Source organism: Spongiibacter marinus, assembly GCF_016906995.1.
GTDB classification, from domain to species: Bacteria; Pseudomonadota; Gammaproteobacteria; order Pseudomonadales; family Spongiibacteraceae; genus Spongiibacter; species Spongiibacter marinus.
In genome coordinates, this window is the sequence record NZ_JAFBBD010000006.1 from 154,909 (window position 1) to 177,863 (window position 22,955).

Here is a 22,955-nt window from a genome sequence, read left to right on the forward strand (position 1 = left end):
CCGATGCAGGCGGTGGGCACAAATGGGGAAGGGTTCATGAGTGGAGCACAGCAGGGCGCGCGCAACGGTATTTTGTCCCTGACAATCCGTGATAAAGCAGTGTTGTATGCGGCATACATGCCGTTTATTCGCGATGGTGGTCTATTTGTGCCAACGACCAAGTCCTACAAGGTTGGCGATGAAGTCTTCATGCTGCTGACGCTGATGGACGAAGTGGAAAAAATTCCCGTTGCCGGAAAAGTGGTGTGGATTACCCCGCGTGGTGCGCAAAGTAATCGCGCGGCGGGTATTGGTGTTCAGTTCATTGGTGAAGACAAAACCGCCAACCAAAAAATAGAGCAGCAGTTAGCCGGAATACTGGAGTCGGAAAAACCGACCCATACCATGTAATTGAAGCCCCTCCTCGATAGCAAATTTGGAAACCCTTTTACTATGTTGGTAGACAGCCACTGTCACCTGGATCGCATTGACCTCAGTCCATACGACGGCGAGCTTGCTGCTGCCGTTCGCGCCGCGCAGGAGCGTGGGGTAGATAGAATGTTGTGTATTGGCATCGACTTAAATAATGCCCCCAAAGTCGTAGAGATCGCACAGCAGTTCGACAATATCTATGCATCTGTGGGGATTCACCCCTTGGATATCAGTGAAGATATTTGTGAAGTCGATGCCCTGGTTGAACTCTCAGACCAGGAGAAAGTGATTGCGATCGGCGAAACCGGGCTCGACTATTACTACAGCGCTGAGAAGAAAGTGCTGCAGCAAGGCAGCTTCGCCAATCACTTGAAGGCGTCAGTAAAAACGGGAAAGCCCGTCATCGTGCACACGCGTGACGCCCGTGAAGATACCCTGTCGTTGATACAGCAGCACGGCGACCCAAAGGTTGCTGGTGTGCTGCACTGCTTCACCGAATCGTGGGAAATGGCCAGCGCAGCCATGGAGATGGGCTACTACATTTCCTTTTCGGGCATTATCACCTTCAAGAATGCCGCCGAGCTGCGCGACGTGGTAAAAAAAGTACCGATGGAGCGCTTGCTGGTGGAAACCGATTCTCCCTATCTTGCGCCGGTGCCTTATCGCGGCAAGAAAAATGAGCCCAAATACGTTCGCGAGGTCGCCGAGTGTGTTGCCGAACTAAAAGGGCTGAGTTTTGAGCAGGTTGCTGAGCAGAGCAGCAGGAATTTCGACCGACTTTTCAATTTAGTGTGAGCTACTTCACCGCATCTTACCGTGGGGACAAATTTTGAGTGATTCCAATCTCCAGCGCACCGCGCTCTACCAGCTTCATATCGACCTTGGCGCAAAAATGGTGCCCTTCGCCGGTTATGAAATGCCTGTGCAATATCCTCTGGGTGTAAAGAAAGAGCACCTTCATACCAGGGAAGCGGCAGGGTTGTTCGATGTATCGCACATGGGGCAAATTCGCCTTCAAGGTGAAAATATAGCTCGGGAACTGGAGAAAATACTGCCTCAAGATGTGCTCGGTCTGGCAGAGGGGCGTCAACGCTACGGCTTAATGCTAAATGAGCAAGGCGGCATTCGTGACGATCTGATGTTTGCCAATCGCGGCGATGATTTTCTACTAGTGGTCAATGCCGCATGTAAAAACGACGATGCCGCCTGGCTGCGTGAGCACCTGCCTTCATCAATACAGGTTGAGCTGCAAAATGATCGCGCACTACTGGCATTGCAGGGGCCAAAAGCTCGCGCCGTGCTAAGTAAGTTGGCGCCGACAACGGCTGCCATGCGCTTTATGGATACGGGTTTTATCAGCGTGGCGGGCATTGATTGCTGGCTGAGCTGCTCCGGTTACACTGGCGAGGATGGCTATGAAATTTCCGTGGCCAGTGCCGATGCCGAAAAATTAGCAAAAGCGCTTTTAGCTGAACCTGAAGTGGAGGCTATAGGTCTGGGGGCTCGCGACTCGCTGCGTCTCGAGGCCGGGCTGTGCTTGTACGGGCACGATATGGACCAATCTCGCAGCCCAATTGAAGCGGGCTTGTTGTGGGCAATTCAAAAATGCCGGCGTCCAGGCGGCGAGAGAGAGGGCGGGTACATCGGCGCAAGCGTGATTGCTCAGCAACTTCAAGATGGCGTTGCTGAGAAGCGGGTGCTGTTAGATGTGGAAGGGCGGGCGCCGGTTCGTGAGCACAGCGCCATTGTCAATGCTGACGGCGAACGTGTCGGTGAGGTCTGCAGTGGGGGCTTTGGCCCGTCGACGGGTGGACCGCTGGCGATGGCCTACATCGCGTGTTCGGCGATGGAGCAGCAAACGCTGTTTGCCGAGCTGAGAGGCAAGAAAATTCCCGTGGCCGTTCGCAGCGGCAGTTTTGTTCCCCAGCGTTACTATCGCGGCTAATGCTTCCGTTTCAGCTGGGTGTCATAGAGGGTTTTTACGGCCGCCAGTGGAGTTGGCCCCAGCGTCAATCTCTGCCGAAGATGCTCTCTGATTGGGGGTATTCGGCGTATATCTACGCCCCGAAAGGCGACAGCAGTCTGCGTAGTCGTTGGCGAGAAGACTTCGACGCTGGGCACTTTGCGCGATTGCGCAGCCTCTCAGAATCCGCGCGCGAAGCCGGTATTGGCTGGGGTGTTGGTCTGTCTCCCGCCGGTCTGCAAGCTCACTTCACGGAAGCGGATGGCGCTGACCTGAGGCGAAAGCTGCAACAAATTAAAGCGCTGTGGCCGTCCCAGCTATGGATTTTGTTTGATGACCTGCCTGCGGGGGTGCCTGAATTAGCAGTGAGCCAATTACGAGTGGTGGATGCAGTTCGGCAGGTGTTGCCCGATACCCCGCTGGCGATTTGCCCGAGCTATTACAGCGAAGACCCGATACTGGAAAGCCTGTTTGGCGATTGCCCGAAGGATTATTTTGCGACCCTCAATGAGGGCTTGTCTGAGGATGTCGATATCCTGTGGACGGGACCGCGGGTTATCACTACTGCCTACGACGCTGACGACATGCATCGAGCCGCGTCGATCCTTGGCCGAAGGCCATTGTTGTGGGATAACTACCCAGTCAATGATGGCAAAAAGAGCAGCCGCTTTCTCAATATCCTGCCATTTTCCGGGCGCCCGTCGTCACTAAAAACGCTGGCGAGCGGGCATTTTGTGAACCCGATGAATCAGTTTCACCTATCGTTACTACCGCTGATGGGGCTCGCTTCGGTATATGCAGGCGAAATTATCGCGCAAGACAGCATTTTCAAGGCCGCGCTGGGGAGTTTGCCCGAAGACTTGGCGCAATTATTGGCGGAGTATGCGCCAATGTTCCAGAATGAGGGTTTGGATGGTATGCCGGCGGCATTAAAAGCGGCAATTGCATCCAGGTGTGACCGCATAGCGCATCCCGCTGCAGGGGAGTTGGCTGCTTGGCTGCGAGAGGAGTACAGGTTTGACCCGGATTGCCTGACCGAGTAGGTCGGGTGAGCGGGGATTTTACGTGGCGGCTTGCCATAAATTACGCTTTCCGGTAGTTTTAGCACCCGAATGTTTACATGGTAAACATGTTGCTTCAGGCAAATGCCGCCGCCAACATCTCGACTAGAGAACTCGAATAGAGGGAAAACAATGATTTATCAAGGCAAGGCGTTAAGCGCAAGCTTTCTGGAAGATGGCATCGCGGAGCTCTGCTTCGACCTCCAGGGCGACTCCGTCAACAAATTTAACCGCATCACTCTCGAAGAGTTGGGCGAGGCGACCAAAGCTTTGGCTGCCGAATCCGGATTGAAAGGTGTTGTGGTTACCAGTGGTAAGGCGGTATTTATCGTCGGCGCTGACATCACCGAATTCACCGAGCTGTTCAAGTTGCCAGATGACGAGCTGCGTCAATGGTGCTCGCAAGCTAATGATGTGTTCAACGCTTTTGAAGACCTGCCGGTACCCACTGTCGCTGCCATTAATGGCGTTGCACTGGGCGGTGGTTATGAGATGTGTTTGGCCTGTGACTTCCGCGTGATGTCTAGCAGCGCTGTGGTTGGTCTGCCCGAAGTGAAACTGGGTATCAACCCAGGTTTTGGCGGCACCGTACGCCTGCCACGTGTTATTGGTTGCGACAACGCGAACCTGTGGGTGGCTACTGGTAACCAGCAAAAGCCTGATGCTGCCTTGAAAGATGGCGGCGTAGATGCGGTGGTTGCACCTGAGTTATTGAAAGATGCCGCCGTTGATTTGCTGAAGAAAACCATTGCCGGTGAGTTTGATTACCAAGCGCGCCGCGAAGAGAAAAAATCGCCCGTCAAGCTGAACGATATTGAGCGCATGATGGCCTTTACTACTGGTAAAGCCATGGTTGCACAGCAAGCAGGTAAGAACATGCCCGCGCCTGTGACTGCCGTAAAATCGATGGAGCGCAACGCGACGTTGAGCCGCGATGAAGCTATCGAAGTTGAAATTGACCATTTCATCAAGCTGGTACGCACCCCGCAGTCTAACGCATTGGTCGGCTTGTTCCTGAACGAGCAGAGCGTTAGTAAAGCAGCCAAAGCCGCAGCGAAAGCCGGTGGCGACGTAAAACAAGGCGCAGTTTTGGGCGCCGGTATCATGGGTGGCGGTATCGCTTACCAATCTGCCTACAAAGGCACGCCCATTTTGATGAAAGATATCGCTGAAGCCGGTCTTGAGCTGGGTTTGAAAGAAGCTGGCAAGCTGCTTTCCAAGCGCGTTGCTCGCGGTCGTATGACCCCGGATAAAATGGCCTCAGTACTGAGCAGCATTCGTCCCACCTTGAATTACGATGGGTTTGACGCTGCCGACGTGATTGTCGAAGCGGTTGTTGAGAACCCCAAAGTGAAGCATGCTGTACTTGCTGAGACCGAAAAGCACATCCGTGAAGATGCGGTTTTGGCCTCTAATACTTCTACAATCTCTATTAGCTATCTTGCCGAAGCTCTTGAAAGACCTGAGAATTTCTGTGGTATGCACTTCTTTAACCCTGTGCATGCTATGCCTTTGGTAGAGGTTATTCGCGGCGAAAAAACCAGCGACGCCACCGTTGCGCGCACCGTTAAATATGCCCTGCAAATGGGTAAAACGCCTATCGTCGTTAACGACTGCCCAGGCTTCTTTGTAAACCGCGTGCTGTTCCCATACTTCGCTGGCTTCGACATGCTGGTTCGCGACGGTGCGGATTTCCGCCACGTAGACAAAGTAATGGAAAGCTTCGGTATGCCAATGGGCCCGGCTTACCTGATGGACGTGGTGGGTATCGATACCGGCTTCCACGCTGCAGAGGTAATGGCAGAAGGCTTCCCGGATCGCATGCGCCACGACTTCAAAGGCATCTCTCAAATGATGTTTGAAGCAAACCGCTACGGCCAGAAAAATGGCCTGGGTTTCTACAAATACGAGGAAGACAAGCGCGGTAAGCCCAAGAAGGCCGAGGACGAAACGGCTCTGTCTATGGCGGCACAAGCGCAGCAAAGCAAAGTGGAAATCAGCGATGAGGACATTCTCGCTCGCATGATGATCCCAATGTGTGTTGAAACGGTTCGCTGTTTGGACGAGGGGATTGTTCGCGACCCTGCCGATGCCGATATGGGCTTGGTGATGGGTATCGGTTTCCCGGTATTCCGCGGTGGCGCACTGCGCTACATCGACCAAATGGGCGTGAAGGCATTTGTAGAAATGGCTGATCGCTACGCTGATCTTGGCAAGCTTTACCAGGTTACTGACAGCCTGCGTGAGATGGCGGCCAAAGGCGAATCTTTCTTTAAATAATCGGGCGGAGACTGAAACATGAACTTCAAAGCAAATGATGTAGTCATTGTAGATTGCGCCCGTACTGCGATGGGCCGCTCTAAGAACGGCGTATTTCGCAATGTGCGCGCAGAAAATATGTCGGCGGCGCTGGTAGACGCGTTGCTGGCGCGCAATCCCGGTGTTGATCCCGCTTCCTTCGAAGACGTGATCTGGGGCTGTGTAAACCAAACTAACGAGCAGGGCTGGAATATTGCCCGTATGATGTCGGTGATGACTAAGCTGCCCCACGAAGTGGCTGGTCAGACGGTTAGCCGCTTGTGTGGTTCCTCGATGTCAGCCCTGCATACTGCAGCGGCGTCAATTACTGCAGGCCTCGGCGATACCTTCCTGGTGGGTGGTGTTGAGCACATGGGTCACTTGGCGATGAACCACGGTGTTGACCCCAACCCTCAGGCGAGCAAGTACGTGGCGCGCGCCGCGGGCATGATGGGTATGACCGCCGAAGCGCTGGGTATGTTGCACGGCATTAGCCGTGAGCAGCAGGACGAATTTGGTCTGCGCTCCCACCTGCGTGCCGCTGCCGCGCAGGAGCAGGGTTTATTCGACAACGAAATCGTTGCCATCGAAGGTCACGACGAAGAAGGTCGCAAGATCCTGGTGAAAGCCGATACGACCGTTCGCCCTGAAACCACGCTGGAAAGCCTGGCTCAGTTGCGGCCTGCTTTTGATCCTATAAATGGTACTGTAACTGCGGGTACCAGCTCGCAGATTGCCGACGGCGCATCAGCAATGATCGTTATGTCTGGTCAGCGGGCGATGGACCTCGGTCTCACGCCGCGCGCGAAAGTGCGCAGCATGGCAGTGGCAGGGGTTGATCCCTCAATCATGGGCTACGGTCCTGTGCCATCAACCCAAAAAGCACTGAAGCGTGTTGGTTTGACGATGGATGATATCGATACTGTTGAGCTGAACGAGGCCTTTGCCGCGCAAGCTCTGCCAGTATTGAAGGACCTGGGTCTGCTGGACAAGATGGACGAGAAAGTGAACCTGAATGGTGGCGCAATCGCGTTGGGTCACCCCTTCGGCTGTTCCGGTACCCGTATCATCGGCACGCTGCTTAACGTTATGGAGCAAAAAGATACCAGTGTGGGTCTTGCTACCATGTGTATCGGCATGGGCCAGGGTATCAGCACGATTATTGAGCGCGTATAAGCGTTCAGCCCCTCCGGCCCCTTTGTGGGGCCTTGTCGCAGGGCTTTGCTTGATTGCGGGCAGACCCTGTGGCACAATTCCGACCCTCGTTTGGCAGCAGTCAAACGAAGTCACGTTAAGTCGTTAGTTTTCAACGATTTACAAGTGTGCGGATGTGGTGAAATTGGTATACACGCCAGATTTAGGTTCTGGTGCCGCAAGGCGTGAGAGTTCGAGTCTCTCCATCCGCACCATTTCATAGAATTCTTTAAGCGGGCTGGCATTGAAAGAGCCAGGTCGTGTGATTGATCGCTTTTGAGGAACTTCCATGCAAGTCTCAGTTGAAACGACGTCAGGTCTTGAGCGTCGCTTAATCGTAGGTGTACCTGCCGCTCGTGTTGACAGTGCCGTAGACAGCCGCCTGCAAGAAGCTGCGAAAACCGTCAAGCTGAACGGTTTCCGCCCCGGTAAGGTGCCGATGAAGGTGGTTCGTCAGCGCTTCGGTCAATCTGTGCGTATGGAAGTGTTGGGTCAGGTAATGAATGACTCATTTTACGAGGCAATTCAGGAGCAGGGTCTCAAGCCTGCAGGTCGCCCTGAAATTGAGCCCAAAAGCATGGATGAAGGCAAAGATATCGAATTCGTTGCCACATTTGAGGTGTTCCCCGAGATTGAGTTGCTGGATTACAGCAGCATCGAGGTCAAGAAGCCGGTATCTGAAATCACCGACGCCGACTTGGATAAAATGATCGAAAACCTTCGTAAGCAGCGCGCTAGCTGGGAAGCGGTAGAGCGTGAGGCAGCGACGGGCGACCAAGTGAATATCGACTTTGTTGGCACAAAGGACGGTGAAGAATTCGAGGGTGGAAAAGGCGAAGGGACCGATCTGGAATTGGGTTCAGGTCGTATGATTCCAGGTTTCGAAGACGGTATTGTCGGCATGAAGGCTGGCGAAGAGAAAGTGGTAGCGCTGAGCTTCCCTGAGGATTATCACAGTGAAGAGCTAAAAGGTGCCGCGGTAGAATTTGCGATCACCGTGAACGCGGTGAAAGAGCAAGCGCTGCCCGAACTGAATGATGAGTTCTTTAAAATGTTCGGTGTGGAAGAGGGCGGCGAAGACGCTTTTCGTGCTGAAGTTAAAAAGAATATGGAACGCGAGTTGAAAAATGCGACAAAGACCCGCATTAAAACTCAAGTGATGGACGGTGTTCTTGACGTGCACGCTGAGTTGCAAGTGCCCAAGGCACTGGTCGCTCAGGAAATTGATGCCTTGCGCAACCAGCAAATGCAGCAATTTGGTGCATTGGCGGAAAAGTTGAACCCCGCGGATATCCTGCCAGACGACCTGTTCCGCGAGAATGCAGAGCGCCGCGTTAAGCTGGGCCTGGTATTGAACGAACTGATTGCTGCGGAAGAGATTAAAGCTGATGCCGATAAAGTGCGTGCCACTTTAGAGGAAATGGCAGCAAGCTATGAAGATAAAGAAGAAGTTATCAACTACTACATGAGCCAGCCGCAGCAATTGCAGCAGATTGAGGGCATGGTTATTGAAGAGGAAGTAGTTGAAAAACTTCTTGAAAAAGCGAAGGTTAGCGAAGAAACTTTAAGCTACGAAGAAGTTATGTCTCCGCCAGCTCAGGAAGACGAAGAAGATTGATCACACTAGTTCACTAGTGCTCTTCGTCAAGCGGCTGAACTTCGGTTCCGCCGCTTGATTTTTTTCTGGCATGCCATAACGTAACAGTCAATTCACGACACAGAAGAGAATTGCGTATGTCCCGAAACTCCTTTGATGGAATCAATAACAATACAATTAACAACTTAGGGCTCGTGCCCATGGTTGTTGAGCAAACGGCACGCGGTGAACGGTCTTACGATATTTACTCCCGCCTGCTCAAAGAGCGCGTGATCTTCTGTGTGGGCCCTGTTGAAGACCACATGGCTAACCTGATTGTGGCGCAGATGCTGTTTTTGGAGTCCGAGAACCCCGATAAAGATATCCATTTGTATATCAATTCGCCCGGCGGGTCGGTAACCGCGGGTTTGTCGATTTACGACACCATGAGCTTTATCAAACCCGACGTAACTACGATGTGTATTGGCCAAGCGGCCAGTATGGGTGCCTTCCTGTTGAGTGGTGGTGCCAAGGGCAAGCGTTTTATTCTGCCTAACGCGCGGACGATGATTCACCAGCCCAGCGGCGGTGCACAGGGCCAGGCGACAGATATCGATATCCATGCGCGCGAAATTTTGATCATTCGCGAACGTCTGAATCAATTAATGGCTGAGCATACCGGCCAGGATTACGAAACCATTGCTCGCGACACCGAGCGCGACAACTTTATGAATGCTCAGCAGTCGTGCGATTACGGGCTTGTTGATCAGGTTATTACGTCACGTAGCTAAGGGGGCGCGCCCTCGCGGGCGCGGCCGTTCACTTGCAAAACAGGGCAAAAGGGGTCATCTTAAGATCAGAAAAAGATGCCCAATACGTCGACAAGGTGATTGTTAATGAGTAGTAAAGACGGCGCAGATGACAACGGCAAGCTGCTGTATTGTTCGTTTTGCGGCAAAAGTCAGCATGAAGTACGCAAGCTGATTGCGGGGCCTTCGGTATTTATCTGTGATGAATGCGTGGACCTCTGTAACGATATTATCCGGGAAGAGGTTCAGGAAGCCGCCAGCGAGGCGGGCAGTGACAAGCTGCCGTCGCCGCAGGAGATTAACGCGACCCTGGATCAGTACGTTATTGGTCAGGCGCGCGCCAAGAAGGTGTTGGCGGTTGCGGTATACAACCACTACAAGCGACTCCGCCACGGCGATAAAAGCAAGGACGAAGTAGAGCTGGGCAAGAGTAATATCTTGTTGGTGGGGCCAACCGGCAGTGGTAAGACGTTGCTGGCCGAGACGCTCGCTCGTTTGTTGGATGTCCCGTTCACAATTGCTGATGCAACAACGCTGACGGAAGCTGGCTACGTCGGCGAAGACGTTGAGAACATCATTCAGAAGCTGTTGCAGAAGTGCGACTACGATGTTGAAAAAGCCCAAATGGGTATTGTCTACATCGATGAGATCGACAAAATCTCTCGCAAGTCAGATAACCCATCAATTACCCGGGATGTCTCCGGTGAGGGCGTTCAGCAAGCGCTGTTGAAGTTAATTGAGGGCACGGTAGCTTCGGTTCCCCCGCAGGGCGGTCGGAAGCACCCACAGCAGGAGTTTTTACAGGTAGATACCTCGAATATCCTGTTTATCTGTGGCGGTGCCTTTGCGGGCCTTGATCGGGTCATCCGTGACCGCTCTGAGAAAGGTGGCATCGGCTTTGGTGCGGAGGTCAAAAGTAAGGACGAATCCCGCAATGTGGGTGAAGTACTGGCTGACGTCGAACCAGAGGATCTGGTGCGTTACGGCTTGATCCCCGAGTTTGTCGGCCGACTGCCGGTGATTGCTACGCTCGAAGAGCTCGATGCGGAGGCGCTTGTCAGCATCCTGACTCAGCCGCGTAATGCGCTAACCAAGCAGTACGCCAAGCTCTTCGACATGGAAGGTGTTGAGGTTGATTTCCGTGAAGACGGGCTTCGGGCCGTTGCTGAGAAGGCCATGGTTCGTAAGACAGGTGCGCGGGGGCTGCGCTCGATCCTGGAGTCTGTACTCCTGGATACCATGTATGACCTGCCGTCCACGGATAATGTCAGCAAGGTTGTGGTGGATGCATCGGTGATCAATGGTGAATCGCCACCTATTCTGGTCTACAGCGACCAAAGAAAGGTCGCTCCAGAGGAATAAATCCACGTAAAGCCGCCTGATTCCCAGGCGGCTTTTTTGTCAGTTTGTTTACAGTCAAGTCTTGTATTTCTGCCTTCAAATCCCCATCTTAGAACCATAACCGCCCGCATATCGTAAAACGGTATACCTGCTGTGCGGGCCCAAAATGATTCAAAAAGAGGCGAGCTAATGGCTGACAAGCGTGAAACTCTAGAGTTGCCGCTGCTTCCCCTGCGAGATGTAGTTGTCTACCCCCACATGGTTATCCCTTTGTTCGTAGGCCGAGATAAGTCGATTCGGGCTCTCGAGCTGGCCATGGCTGACAACAAAGAAATTATTCTCGCAGCACAAAAAAATCCAGATGTGGATGAACCCTCCACAGAAGACCTGTATGACATTGGCACCGTCGCCAATATTCTTCAGTTGTTGAAATTGCCTGATGGCACCGTCAAGGTGCTTGTTGAAGGTGATTATCGCGCACAGATAGACGCTATCGCCGCTGAGGACGAGTATTTCAGAGCAGAGGCCTCGCCAATTGTTGAGCGGAAAATCCCGGATGAAGAGTCCGAGGTGATGCTGCGCTCTGCTATCTCCCAGTTTGAGAAATACATTAATTTAAGCAAGAAGATCCCCTCTGAAGTACTGACCTCTCTATCCGGTATTGATGAGCCTGGTCGTCTGGCAGACACCGTTGCCGCTCACATGAGCATGGAGCTCGAGCAGAAGCAGGCGGTATTGGAAATGAGTGATGAGCGCGAGCGCTTAGAGCACTTAATGGCGCTGATGGAGTCGGAAATCGACCTGTTTCAAGTAGAAAAACGCATTCGCGGGCGCGTTAAGAAACAGATGGAAAAGAGCCAGCGTGAGTACTACCTCAATGAACAGATGAAAGCGATTCAGCGCGAGTTGGGCGAATCAGAAGAGGGTGCCAACGAGCTTGAAGAGCTTGAGAAGCGCGTCGCTGAATCTGGTATGAGCAAAGAGGCGCTCGAAAAAGCCAAGGCTGAGCTTTCTAAGCTAAAAATGATGTCGCCAATGTCTGCCGAGGCCTCAGTTGTACGCGGCTATATCGATTGGCTGGTAAATATCCCCTGGCAGAAGCGCTCGCGTGTAAAACATGACCTCAAACGCGCGCAAGAAATCCTTAACAGCGATCACTACGGTCTTGAAGAGGTTAAGGAGCGTATCCTCGAGTATTTGGCTGTACAAAAACGCGTTAAGAAAGTGAAAGGGCCCGTGCTGTGCTTGGTGGGGCCGCCAGGGGTAGGTAAAACATCGCTGGGTGAGTCGATCGCACGTTCAACGAATCGGAAGTTTGTTCGGATGGCGCTTGGCGGGGTTCGCGATGAGGCAGAGATTCGCGGTCATCGCCGCACATACATTGGCTCCATGCCGGGTAAAGTTATTCAGAAAATGTCTAAGACAGGCGTGCGTAACCCGCTGTTCTTGTTAGATGAAATTGACAAGATGGGGATGGATCATCGCGGCGACCCGGCATCGGCGCTGCTTGAAGTGTTGGATCCGGAGCAAAACCACGCCTTTAACGATCATTACCTCGAGGTGGACTACGATTTATCCGACGTCATGTTTATTTGCACGTCGAATTCGTTGAATATTCCCCCGGCATTGCTGGACCGGATGGAAGTCATCCGCATACCCGGATACACCGAAGATGAGAAGATCAACATAGCGCGGCGCTACCTCATTCCTAAACAGCTGAAGAATAACGGCTTGAAGGAAAAAGAAGCGTCTATCGGCGATGAAGTGATTCAAGACATTGTCAGGTACTACACTCGCGAGGCAGGTGTCAGGGGACTGGAAAGAGAGATCGCCAAGGTTTGCCGTAAAATTGTTAAGAATGTGGCGCTTAGCGACGATAAGTCGCCTATAGAGGTCACCTCGCAAAACTTGGAAGAGTATCTGGGTGTTCGCAAATTTACCTTCGGTAAAGCGGAGGAAGAAAACAAGGTTGGTCAAGTAACAGGGCTGGCATGGACGCAAGTGGGTGGCGAGCTGCTAACCATTGAGGCGGTGTCAGTGGTCGGCAAGGGGCGTCACATCCAAACCGGATCGCTGGGCGACGTTATGCAGGAGTCGATTCAAGCTGCTATGACGGTAGTGCGGAGTCGGTCTAAGCGTTTGGGCGTGCCGGCGAAGTATCACGACCGCCACGACATTCATATTCACATGCCTGAAGGGGCAACGCCGAAAGACGGACCGTCCGCTGGTATAGGTATGTGTACCGCGCTGGTTTCTGTTATCACCGGAATTCCGGTCCGCAGCGACGTGGCGATGACCGGTGAGATCACTTTGCGCGGTCAGGTATTGGCGATTGGCGGCTTGAAAGAGAAGCTTCTGGCCGCGCACCGCGGCGGTATTACCACAGTGCTGATCCCGGCCGAAAATGAGCGCGACCTTAAAGAAATTCCGGAAAATATTAAAGCCGATCTCGATATTAAACCGGTCAAGTGGATTGACGAAGTGCTTAATATAGCGCTTGAGCGCGTGCCCGAGGAGATTTCGGAGGAGGAATACCTCGCGGGTTTGAGTGATGAGCAGAAAGCGCTGGAAAACAATCCGGAAGGAGAAAAAGACAGCCGAATCAGTGCCCACTGAGTCGGCTGAGTGCAGGCGGTAGAGCTTGCTGTTCTGGTCATCCAGTGATCAGGCTGCAAGCCGCATGTGCTCTATGCTTCGCAGTTTTACGATAATGCGGCCAGTGATGCAGAGTTTCCTTGACCGCCCCAGAAGCAGTTGGTATAAATCCTTCTCTCTGAGTCGGCGGCTACTGTCATCGTGTTTACATGCTAACGTCGCCACCAGCTTTGCAATACAGTTTTTCATAACAATTCGAAGGGGAAGGATAAGTGAATAAATCTGAGCTAATCGACGCCATTGCCGAGTCAGCAGATCTCTCTAAAGCGTCGGCCGGTCGTGCACTGGACGCAGCAGTTGAAGCCATTACTAACGCGCTGAAGTCTGACGACTCTGTGTCGCTGGTCGGTTTTGGTACTTTCAGTGTTAAAGAGCGCGCTGCTCGCACTGGCCGTAACCCCCAGACTGGTGCGCCAATTGAAATTGCTGCTGCGAAGATTCCTAGCTTCAAGGCTGGTAAAGCGCTGAAAGACGCCTGCAACTAAGTTCAGTTGCGACAGTCATAGCGTTAGACAGAGTCGTCGCGAAGAGGTACCGCCTCTGTCGAAAGGCGCATCGAAAGATGCGCTTTTTTTATATTTGAATGGGTTCAAAGGTAAATGCTGCAAAATATCCGCAACAATATCCAAGGTACCGCTGCCAAGGTCATTATCGCCATTATCGTGGTGCCATTTGCGTTCTTTGGTATCGACAGCCTTTTCAGTGGTGGCTCACAGACACCGGCCGCGGTAGTAAATGGTGAAAAAATTTCTCAGGCGGAGTTGCAGCAGGCACTTGCCATGCAGAAACGCCGCTTGATCAACATGATGGGCGACAAACTCGAGCCCTCGATGCTTGACGATGCCGTGTTGCGCAAGCCGGCTTTAGACTCGCTGATTAAACAGCAGTTGCTTTTGCAAGCGGCAGAAGACGCGGGAATTGAGATTACAGACCAGCAGCTAAATATCACCATCGCCTCCATGCCTCAGTTCCAGGAAGATGGTCGTTTTTCACAAGAGCGCTACCAGCAAGTATTGCGCCTGCAGGGCTACAACAGCGCGTTGTTCAAACAATTACTACGCTCTGACTTACTTATTCAGCAGCTGTCGGCATCTGTGGCGGCATCGGCTTTCGTTACTGAAAGAGAGTTGGACGAAGCCATCGCCTATATCCACGAAAGCCGCGATTTTCAAACCGTCACCGTGCCGCTCGAAAAATATCGCAAGTCAATCACGCTGACTGATGAAGAGCTCAAAAGCTACTACGAAGAAAATGGCGCGCGCTTCCAGAGCGAACCCAAGGTAAAAGTGTCATATCTGGAGCTGAAAGAAGAGCAGTTCTACGAGCCTGTGTCTGAACAGCAAGTGGTCGCCGAGTACGAGCGCCTTATCGAGGGGATGGCGCAGGATACAGAGCGTGAAGCAGCTCATATACTGTTAGAAATTGACGATGAGCTTAATCGCGACCAGGCGGTAGCCAAGCTCAATGAAGTTAAACAGCGCCTGCTATCCGGCGAATCGTTCGCCGAATTAGCTAAGTCGTTGTCCGAGGACCCAGGCTCAGCGTCCAATGGCGGAAACCTGGGCTTTACTGCAGGCGACAGCTTTCCAGCAGAATTTGAAGATGCCCTGGCAGCGCTGGAGGCGGGGCAAGTCTCCGACCCTGTTGAAACTGAAGCAGGTGTCCACTTAATTAAGTTGCTGAGCGTCAAGCAGCCAGAGGTGCCCAGTTTGGAGTCGGAGCGCTTGGCAATTACTGAAAGACTTCGTCGCCAAAAGGCGCGTCCGAAGTTATTGGCGGCGGTTGAGTCGCTACGCGATCTCGTCTTTAACGCAGAAAGCCTCGCTATGCCGGCTGCCGAGCTGAAACTGGAAGTTAAGCGCAGCGACTGGCTTTCTTCTGAGGATAATGACGGCTTGTTTGCTGACCAGAGAGTCAAACAAGCCGCGTTTGATAGCGAGTTGAGAGAACAAGAGTTAAACAGCGATGTGTTTGAGCTCAGTCCTGATCACTTCTTGGTGTTGCACGTCGATCAATATCAAGCGCCCCAGCTGCGGCCCTTTGAAGATGTGCGAGCAGAAATTGAAGTGAGCTTGCAAACAGAGAAAGCGGCGCAGCAGGCAAAAGCTGACGCCCAGGAGATAGAACAACAATTAGCTGCCGGTCAGCGTGCAGAGGCAGTTGCCAAGCAGCACGGTCTGGACTGGCAGGCGATGCAGGATATCCGCCGCAGTGACATCAGCGTAGAGCCGGCACTGCGACGTTTCGTTTTTGAATTGGCGGCACCGGCGCAAGATAAGGCCGTTGCGGCGACATTGCATCAACAGAGCGGTGATTACACGGTCGTTCAACTTCTTGCGAGCGAGCCTGGTCAACGCGCCGCTCTCGAGGCCGAAGCATTGTTAAATTTGCGTCGAAGCGTTGCTCAGAATGCGTCATCTCAAGCGTTTGCTAACTATTTTAACAATTTGTGGAATAACGCAGATATCACCATCAACTAACAGGTTGATATCAAGTAAGCGACGAAGTACCCCATACACTACCGTGGCGAATGCCCTGGTAAGGATAGAATAATGAATAAGGCGAGCGAACAACGGCGCCTGTCGGCGGGTCAAGTGGACGTTTGGTGTTGTGCGACTGACGACCCGCGACTATTAGCGAAGATGGACCGCTATTTGAATATGCTCTCTGATGAAGAGAAGCAGGAATACGAGCAGCGTCAGCATGCTGGACAAGCAGAAGAATACCTGGCCAGTAGAGCGTTTTTGCGCACAGTACTTGCGCAGTACACGGGGCAGGAGCCGGAGCAGCTGACATTCGACAGCAACGACTTCGGTAAACCTTTTCTACCAGCGTACAGCGATAGCGTAAGCTTTAATGCCGCCCACACCCACGGCTTAACGCTTTGTGCAGTGACCAGTGGCTGTGATATTGGCGTGGACGTCGAATTCCAAACCGATAGCCAGGGAATGCTGGACGCTGCTGATGATTATCTTTCTCCCGCGGAAATGCTTGCATTGCGCGAAGTTGAGGAAGAAGGGCGGCTAAGTGTTTTCTTTCGCTCCTGGACATTGAAAGAGGCGTATTTGAAAGCGCGCGGCAAAGGCTTGTCGATTCCGCTGCACGATTTTTCGGTACTACTCGATGGTTTGGACGTAAGCCGCTTCGACGCCGATGACGCCGAGCGTTGGGAATTGCGCTTACTTGCTCAAGATGAAGATTTTACGGCTGCTATCGCTGTGGCCGGAAAAATAGCTGATATCAAAGCGTTCCATTGCTTGCCTCTCGTTGAAATGTCCGAGCTCGGTCAACTCGCTGAATTACTACCTGCGGCTAAATCATAGGCTTGGTTTCTGCTGCAGTCCCTGCCAAGGAGGATGTGTGTACAAAATTCTTACCCTGAACCAAATCTCTGTGAAAGGCCTCGAGCGCCTGCCTCGCGAACAATATGAGATCGCCAGCGAATTTAGCTCACCCGACGCCATTTTGCTGCGCAGCCACAAATTGCAGGGCACGGATATTCCGCAATCGGTCAAAGCCATCGCTCGCGCAGGGGCTGGCACTAACAACGTGCCCGTCGCAGAGTGCACAGACCGGGGTATCCCGGTATTTAATAGCCCGGGTGCTAATGCCAACGCGGTAAAGGAGCTGGTCATAGCGGGCTTGACGTTGGGTTCGCGCGGTATTCTCGAGGGAATTGCCTACGTGAATACGCTAGGGGACATGAAAGATGGCGCCGCTCTTGCCAAATTGTTAGAAAAGGAAAAGAAACGCTTTAAGGGAAATGAGCTGGCGGGCCGCACTCTGGGTATTGTTGGCCTGGGGGCTATTGGCTCGATGATCGCCAGAGCCGCGCTTGACCTGGGCATGAAGGTCATTGGTTACGACCCCGCGCTGTCAGTCGATGCCGCATGGCGTTTGCCAAGCGCGGTGAAAAAAATGGAGAACCTGGGCAGCTTGTTTGCCCGTGCCGATTACATCACCCTCCATCTCCCGGTACTCGATGCAACGCGAGGGCTGGTGAACGCCGAGCTTCTGAGTAATTGTCGCCCAGGCACGTGCTTGCTGAATTTCGCACGTGAAGAGATTGTCGATGTTGCTGCGGTGATCGATGCCCTGGATGCCGGGCAGCTACGTCGCTTCATCACGGACTTTCCAACGCCGGAATTGATTGCGCGTGATGAGGATGTGGTGCTGATGCCGCATATCGGTGCCAGCACCGATGAGGCCGAAGAAAATTGCGCGATCATGGCGGCTGATCAGTTAGATGATTTCCTGCGTAACGGGAACATCAAGAACTCGGTAAACTTTCCGAATCTGCAGCTTGAGCGCAGTGGTGATGTGCGCCTGGCCGTGGCCAATCGCAATGTGCCGAAAATTCTTGGCAGCATCTTGGCGCTGTTATCCGATGCAAACGTAAATATCATTGATATGCTTAACAAAAGCCGCGATGAAATTGCCTATAACCTTATCGACTTAAACGGCAATGTCGACGACGCATTGCTTGCAAAAATTGCTGACCTAGACGGTGTGGTTAACGTGCGAGTCATTCGCTGAGTGCAGCTCACTTGGCGACCCTAGGGAGAGCCCCATGAGTAGCCTTGAAACCATTGAACGCTTATTGAAAGACCAGGCCGGCAGACCACCGATTGAAAAGTGGCAGCCGGCGCTGAGTGGCGAAATCGACATTCAGATTTTGGCTGACGGGCGTTGGGTTCACGAAGGTGGCGAAATCAAGCGCCATGAGTTGGTTAAGCTATTTGCCTCTATTTTGCGGTGCGAAGCGGATGGTCACTATTATTTAGTCACTCCGGTCGAGAAATGGCGCTTACAGGTTGAAGACCTCCCGCTGCTGATCGTTGACATGGAAGTAGGCGAATCAACGTCGGAAGGGCGTAGAATTGCCGTTAAAACTAACGTCGATACATGGCATGAGCTCGGTCCTCAGCATCGGCTCAGTGTGACCGAGTCACCTGATTCGGGGGAGCCGAGGCCGGCCGTTTCTCTCGAGCACGGCTTGTCAGCAAGAGTGAATCGCGCCTGTTTTTACCGCCTGGTAGATCTGGCTGAGCAGCATGGCGATCGACTCATTGTTCGCAGCGCCGGTGAACAATTTGAGCTAGGGCGTGTATAAGTAACCCCAGACATTTTGGGGAGATGAAAACCAAAAAAGGCAGCCATCTGGCTGCCTTTTTTGTTGAAGCGTCTCAACTACATGTTGGGATAGTTCGGTCCGCCCAAACCTTCAGGAGTCACCCACACAATATTCTGGGCGGGGTCCTTAATGTCACAGGTCTTGCAGTGCACGCAGTTTTGCCCGTTGATTTGGAAGCGCGCTTGGCCACCTTCGTCTTCGACCACCTCATACACCCCTGCTGGGCAGTAACGCTGAGCGGGCTCGGCGTACTTGGGCAGGTTGTCACGAATAGGCAGCTCGGCGTCCTTCAGCGTCAGGTGGCAGGGCTGATCTTCTTCGTGGTTAGTGTTAGAGAGGAATACTGACGACAAGCGGTCAAAGCTCAGCTTGTTATCAGGCTTGGGGTACTCAATCTTTTTGCAGCTGTCTGCAGGCTTCATTTGCGCGTAATCAGGCTTGGTATCGCTCAGCGTCCAAGGCAGGTTGCCGCCAAAGATATTCTGATCGATAAAGGCATAGGCTGAGCCGAAGAAGTTGCCGAACTTGTGCTGAGCTGGGCCAAAGTTGCGCTGAGCGTACAGCTCTTTATACAGCCAGGAGCCTTCAAAAGCAGTGGTGTATTCGGTGAGTTCTTCACCGGATTTATTGTCTTCAGTCAGCGCCTTGTGGACAACTTCCGCGGCCAGCAAACCGGACTTCATCGCGGTGTGGCTACCTTTGATCTTGGCAAAGTTCAGCGTGCCCGCGTCACAGCCAATCAGCAGACCACCTGGGAAGGTCATTTTTGGTAGAGACTGCAGGCCGCCTTTTGCGATAGCCCGAGCGCCGTAGGACACGCGCTCACCGCCATCAAGGTACTGCTTGACGACGGGGTGTTGCTTATAGCGTTGGAATTCCTCGAAGGGAGACAGCCACGGGTTATCGTAGCAGAGGTCGGTAATCAGGCCGATTGCGACTTGGTTGTCTTCCAGGTGGTAGAGGAAAGAGCCACCGAGGGCGCCATTTTCAGAGAGTGGCCAGCCGGCAGTATGAACGACCTTACCTTGTTCGTGCTTGGCGGGATCGATTTTCCAAAGTTCTTTAATGCCGATGCCGTAATGCTGGGGCTCTTTGCCCGCATTCAGGTCGAATTTTTCCATCAATCGCTTGCCGAGGTGACCGCGGCAGCCTTCTGCAAATAGGGTGTATTTTGCATGCAGCTCCATGCCGGGCATGTAGCTGTCTTTTTGGCTGCCATCTTCGGCAATGCCCATATCGCCAGTGACGATACCTTTTACACTACCGTCGTCATTGTACAGAACATCAGCAGCGGCAAAGCCGGGGTAGATCTCTGCACCCATGCCTTCGGCCTGCTCGGCCAGCCAGCGGCACAGGTTGCCCAGGCTAATAATGTAGTTACCTTCGTTGTGCATCGTTTTGGGCACAGCGAAGTCGGGAACTTTGATGGCTTTTTCACCGCTGGTCATGAAGTAGATGTCATCACCAGTCACTGGCGTGTGCAGCGGCGCGCCTTTTTCTTTCCAGTCTGGGAATAGCTCGTCCAGCGCGGTGGGTTCAAATACTGCGCCAGATAGAATGTGGGCGCCGACCTCAGAACCTTTTTCTACAACACAAACGCTGATGTCTTTTCCGCTGGTTTCACTTAACTGGCGAATTTTGCAAGCTGCTGCCAAACCTGCAGGCCCAGCACCGACGATCAGGACGTCAAATTCCATTGATTCGCGTTCCACAGACTCTCTCCTCTAAGATTAAGCACAGGTGTAGCCCTTATTGGCTGGGCGTTTTGACACCATTTTTGAAGGCGCAAGTATAAGTGTCAGCACGTAAAAACGCCACATAAGCACCGCTCGGCTGTCAAACTTAACGTCAGTATTACCCGGGGTTGTTCTTTTTTATATGGCAGGAATGACCGCGCAGATCGTATTTTCGGCGATATTCAGCGAAATAGAACTGCGCTATGCCTGTTATTCAGCGGCTGAATAGCGCACTCATGTTGACCTTGACGGCCAATGCCGTCAATATAACGGCGCTTTTTTTAACGGGGCTAAACGTCTGGACGGATCGAATTATTGATCCGCAGCGTAAAGACGACTAGCTGTTTCATTTCATTTACGCGTTTACTGGGGAATCCATGAAGGTTCTTGTTGCTGTCAAACGAGTTGTTGACTACAACGTCAAAGTGCGTCCGAAGTCGGACGGTACAGACGTTGATCTGAATAATGTCAAAATGGCGATCAATCCATTCTGTGAAATCGCTGTTGAAGAAGCGGTACGCCTGAAAGAGAAAGGTGTTGCTACTGAAATCATCGCTGTCTCAATCGGTCCTAAAGTGGCTCAAGAGCAGATCCGTACTGCGTTGGCCCTGGGCGCTGACCGCGGCATCCTGGTAGAAACGGAAGAAGACGTTCAGCCACTGGGTATCGCTAAAGTACTCAAAGCCGTTGTTGACAAAGAGCAGCCGCAACTCGTGATCATGGGTAAGCAGGCGATCGACGGCGACAACAACCAAACCGGCCAAATGCTGGCGGCACTGACCGGAATGGCTCAGGGTACTTTCGCATCAGAAGTTGCCGTTGACGGCGACAGTGTTGCAGTGACTCGCGAAATTGACGGCGGCCTGCAAACCGTTAAGCTGGCATTGCCCGCAGTTGTAACGACTGACCTGCGCTTGAACGAGCCTCGTTACGCGTCACTGCCTAACATCATGAAGGCGAAGAAGAAGCCTCTCGATACACTGACGCCAGACGAGTTGGGTATCGATGTTACACCACGTGTGAAAACCTTGAAGGTTGAGCCGCCTGCAGAGCGTCAAGCGGGTATCAAGGTTGCGGACGTTGCCGAACTGGTTGAGAAACTGAAGAACGAGGCGAAGGTAATCTAATGAGTATTCTAGTTATTGCAGAACACGATAACGCCTCTATCAATGGGGCAACCCTGAACACAGTCAGCGCAGCGAAAGCTATCGGTGGTGATATCGCCGTACTCGTTGCGGGTGAAGGCTGTGGTGCAGCGGCTGAAGCGGCGGCTAAAATCGACGGCGTTAGCAAGGTGCTGGTTGCAGACAACGCTGCCTACGGCCACCAGCTGGCTGAGAATGTGGCGCTGTTGGTCGCAGAACTGGGCAAAGACTACGGTTACATTCTGGCTCCTGCGACCACTAACGGTAAGAACACGCTTCCGCGTGCTGCCGCGTTGCTGGATGTTGCGCAAATTTCAGAGATCATTTCGGTAGAGAGCGCGGATACCTTCAAGCGCCCCATCTATGCCGGTAACGTTATCGCCACTGTTCAGTCTTCTGACGCGATCAAAGTCATCACTGTTCGCGCAACGGCGTTCGATGCTGCTGCCGCAGAAGGTGGTTCTGCTGCCGTAGAAGCGGTTGCTAGCGCACACGATGCGGGTAAGTCCAGCTTCGAGAAAGAAGAGCTGGCTAAGAGCGATCGTCCAGACCTGACTGCCGCAGACATCGTTGTCTCTGGTGGCCGCGGTATGCAAAATGGCGACAACTTCAGCATGCTGTACTCCCTAGCAGACAAGCTTGGTGCCGCAGTTGGCGCATCGCGCGCGGCTGTTGACGCGGGCTTCGTACCTAACGATATGCAAGTAGGTCAGACGGGTAAAATCGTCGCACCGGGGCTGTACATCGCTGTCGGCATTTCTGGTGCTATCCAGCATTTGGCTGGTATGAAGGACTCAAAAGTCATTGTTGCTATCAACAAAGACGAAGATGCTCCTATCTTCCAGGTTGCTGATTACGGTCTGGTTGCAGACTTGTTTGACGCCTTGCCTGAGCTGGAAAGCGCTATCTAATAGCCCTTCAGCTAGTGAGCACAAAAAACCCGGCTTAGGCCGGGTTTTTTGTGCTCGCAATATCGGGAATTTAGCGTAGTAAATAGAGTCAGATAAAGACAATTGGAGGTCGGGTACTCCGGCGTCTGTTCACGGTGGGAGACAGGTAATGAAAAAAATCGTATTTGGGCTTTGCTTGTATGCCGCAGCGATGGCGACTCAGGCCTTGGAACTGGCTAGCGAATCGTCGATGCTCAATGTGGTGAGCGTGAAAAACAATCGCGTTGCCGAGTTGTTTAGCTTTGATGCTGTTACCGGGCAGCTTAATACCACCACCGGCAAAGCACTTATCAATATCGAGCTGGCAAGCATTGACTCTGGGATTGATATTCGCGACAAGCGAATCAAAAAATACCTTTTTGATGTCGATAACCAGCCATTGGCCACGTTCAACGCCACAATTGATACGGATGCCCTTGCTGCTATTGAGGTATCTTCGCCGCAAGCGATGACCGTTGAGGGCGAACTGATGCTGGGCGGCAAGCGCCAGGCATTGCGTTTTAATACGCTGGTAAGCCGGCTGGAAAATGGTGATATTCGTGTGGTAACCACGTCGCCGGCGTTTATCGATATCGCCGCTTTGGGCTTGGAGCAGGGCATAGACAAACTGCGACAACTTGCTGGGCTGAATTCCATTACGCTGGCGGTGCCCGTCACCTTTTCGGTGCTGTTTCAATAAAGC

At 52.8% G+C, this 22,955-nt stretch carries 19 protein-coding genes and 1 tRNA gene; 19 read left to right on the forward strand and 1 reads right to left on the reverse strand.

Going from position 1 to position 22,955, the window contains the following annotated elements:
* The first annotated feature begins 36 nt into the window (after positions 1-36).
* The 16 genes from HNR64_RS10845 to HNR64_RS10920 all read left to right on the forward strand — a co-directional run bounded on the left by HNR64_RS10845 (position 37) and on the right by HNR64_RS10920 (position 18,421).
* Positions 37-390, forward strand: coding sequence for a PilZ domain-containing protein (locus HNR64_RS10845; protein WP_027873795.1), 354 nt, complete (start codon positions 37-39; stop codon positions 388-390).
* 42 nt (positions 391-432) lie between these two features.
* Positions 433-1,206, forward strand: a complete 774-nt coding sequence (locus HNR64_RS10850; protein ID WP_204996488.1) for a TatD family hydrolase — start codon at positions 433-435, stop codon at positions 1,204-1,206.
* A gap of 34 nt (positions 1,207-1,240) precedes the next feature.
* Positions 1,241-2,356, forward strand: a complete 1,116-nt coding sequence (gene gcvT / locus HNR64_RS10855) for a glycine cleavage system aminomethyltransferase GcvT (RefSeq protein ID WP_204996489.1) — start codon at positions 1,241-1,243, stop codon at positions 2,354-2,356.
* Entirely contained in the window at positions 2,356-3,417 is a 1,062-nt protein-coding gene (locus HNR64_RS10860; protein ID WP_204996490.1) for a beta-N-acetylglucosaminidase domain-containing protein, read from the forward strand. Before gcvT ends, HNR64_RS10860 begins: the two co-directional genes overlap by 1 nt.
* A 150-nt stretch (positions 3,418-3,567) precedes the next feature.
* Positions 3,568-5,715: a fatty acid oxidation complex subunit alpha FadB gene (fadB, locus tag HNR64_RS10865; RefSeq protein ID WP_204996491.1), complete on the forward strand. Its 2,148-nt coding sequence runs from the start codon at positions 3,568-3,570 to the stop codon at positions 5,713-5,715.
* Positions 5,716-5,733: 18 nt separating this feature from the next.
* Positions 5,734-6,909 carry an acetyl-CoA C-acyltransferase FadA gene (gene fadA / locus HNR64_RS10870; protein ID WP_204996492.1) on the forward strand — a complete coding sequence of 392 codons (1,176 nt, stop codon included), beginning with the start codon at positions 5,734-5,736 and terminating at the stop codon, positions 6,907-6,909.
* Between the two features lie 148 nt (positions 6,910-7,057).
* A tRNA-Leu gene (locus HNR64_RS10875) sits at positions 7,058-7,142 on the forward strand.
* Between the two features lie 74 nt (positions 7,143-7,216).
* On the forward strand, positions 7,217-8,545 hold the full coding sequence (gene tig / locus HNR64_RS10880) for a trigger factor (RefSeq protein ID WP_204996493.1): 1,329 nt from the start codon (positions 7,217-7,219) through the stop codon (positions 8,543-8,545).
* 116 nt (positions 8,546-8,661) lie between these two features.
* On the forward strand, positions 8,662-9,294 hold the full coding sequence (gene clpP / locus HNR64_RS10885; RefSeq protein ID WP_204996494.1) for an ATP-dependent Clp endopeptidase proteolytic subunit ClpP: 633 nt from the start codon (positions 8,662-8,664) through the stop codon (positions 9,292-9,294).
* 105 nt (positions 9,295-9,399) lie between these two features.
* Positions 9,400-10,674, forward strand: a complete 1,275-nt coding sequence (gene clpX / locus HNR64_RS10890) for an ATP-dependent Clp protease ATP-binding subunit ClpX (RefSeq protein WP_027873787.1) — start codon at positions 9,400-9,402, stop codon at positions 10,672-10,674.
* A gap of 168 nt (positions 10,675-10,842) precedes the next feature.
* Positions 10,843-13,269 carry an endopeptidase La gene (gene lon, locus HNR64_RS10895; RefSeq protein ID WP_204996495.1) on the forward strand — a complete coding sequence of 809 codons (2,427 nt, stop codon included), beginning with the start codon at positions 10,843-10,845 and terminating at the stop codon, positions 13,267-13,269.
* A 251-nt stretch (positions 13,270-13,520) separates the two neighbouring features.
* Complete coding sequence (locus HNR64_RS10900; protein WP_027873785.1) at positions 13,521-13,793, forward strand: HU family DNA-binding protein; 273 nt, start codon at positions 13,521-13,523, stop codon at positions 13,791-13,793.
* Positions 13,794-13,907: 114 nt separating this feature from the next.
* Positions 13,908-15,788 (forward strand): SurA N-terminal domain-containing protein, encoded by a 1,881-nt coding sequence (locus HNR64_RS10905; RefSeq protein ID WP_204996496.1) that lies wholly within the window; start codon positions 13,908-13,910, stop codon positions 15,786-15,788.
* Positions 15,789-15,860: 72 nt separating this feature from the next.
* Positions 15,861-16,631 (forward strand): 4'-phosphopantetheinyl transferase family protein, encoded by a 771-nt coding sequence (locus HNR64_RS10910; RefSeq protein ID WP_204996497.1) that lies wholly within the window; start codon positions 15,861-15,863, stop codon positions 16,629-16,631.
* Between the two features lie 37 nt (positions 16,632-16,668).
* On the forward strand, positions 16,669-17,844 hold the full coding sequence (locus HNR64_RS10915) for a phosphoglycerate dehydrogenase (RefSeq protein WP_204996498.1): 1,176 nt from the start codon (positions 16,669-16,671) through the stop codon (positions 17,842-17,844).
* 34 nt (positions 17,845-17,878) lie between these two features.
* Positions 17,879-18,421, forward strand: a complete 543-nt coding sequence (locus tag HNR64_RS10920) for a DUF1285 domain-containing protein (RefSeq protein ID WP_204996499.1) — start codon at positions 17,879-17,881, stop codon at positions 18,419-18,421.
* Positions 18,422-18,498: 77 nt separating this feature from the next.
* On the opposite strand, the gene HNR64_RS10925 is transcribed toward HNR64_RS10920, so the two are convergent.
* Positions 18,499-20,154 (reverse strand): electron transfer flavoprotein-ubiquinone oxidoreductase, encoded by a 1,656-nt coding sequence (locus tag HNR64_RS10925; RefSeq protein ID WP_204996500.1) that lies wholly within the window; start codon positions 20,152-20,154, stop codon positions 18,499-18,501.
* Between the two features lie 401 nt (positions 20,155-20,555).
* On the opposite strand from HNR64_RS10925, the gene HNR64_RS10930 reads away from it, so the two are divergent.
* The 3 genes from HNR64_RS10930 to HNR64_RS10940 all read left to right on the forward strand — a co-directional run bounded on the left by HNR64_RS10930 (position 20,556) and on the right by HNR64_RS10940 (position 22,952).
* Positions 20,556-21,305 carry an electron transfer flavoprotein subunit beta/FixA family protein gene (locus tag HNR64_RS10930; RefSeq protein WP_204996501.1) on the forward strand — a complete coding sequence of 250 codons (750 nt, stop codon included), beginning with the start codon at positions 20,556-20,558 and terminating at the stop codon, positions 21,303-21,305.
* Positions 21,305-22,234 carry an electron transfer flavoprotein subunit alpha/FixB family protein gene (locus HNR64_RS10935; RefSeq protein WP_204996502.1) on the forward strand — a complete coding sequence of 310 codons (930 nt, stop codon included), beginning with the start codon at positions 21,305-21,307 and terminating at the stop codon, positions 22,232-22,234. Before HNR64_RS10930 ends, HNR64_RS10935 begins: the two co-directional genes overlap by 1 nt.
* A 148-nt stretch (positions 22,235-22,382) precedes the next feature.
* Entirely contained in the window at positions 22,383-22,952 is a 570-nt protein-coding gene (locus HNR64_RS10940; RefSeq protein WP_204996503.1) for a YceI family protein, read from the forward strand.
* Positions 22,953-22,955: the final 3 nt, after the last annotated feature.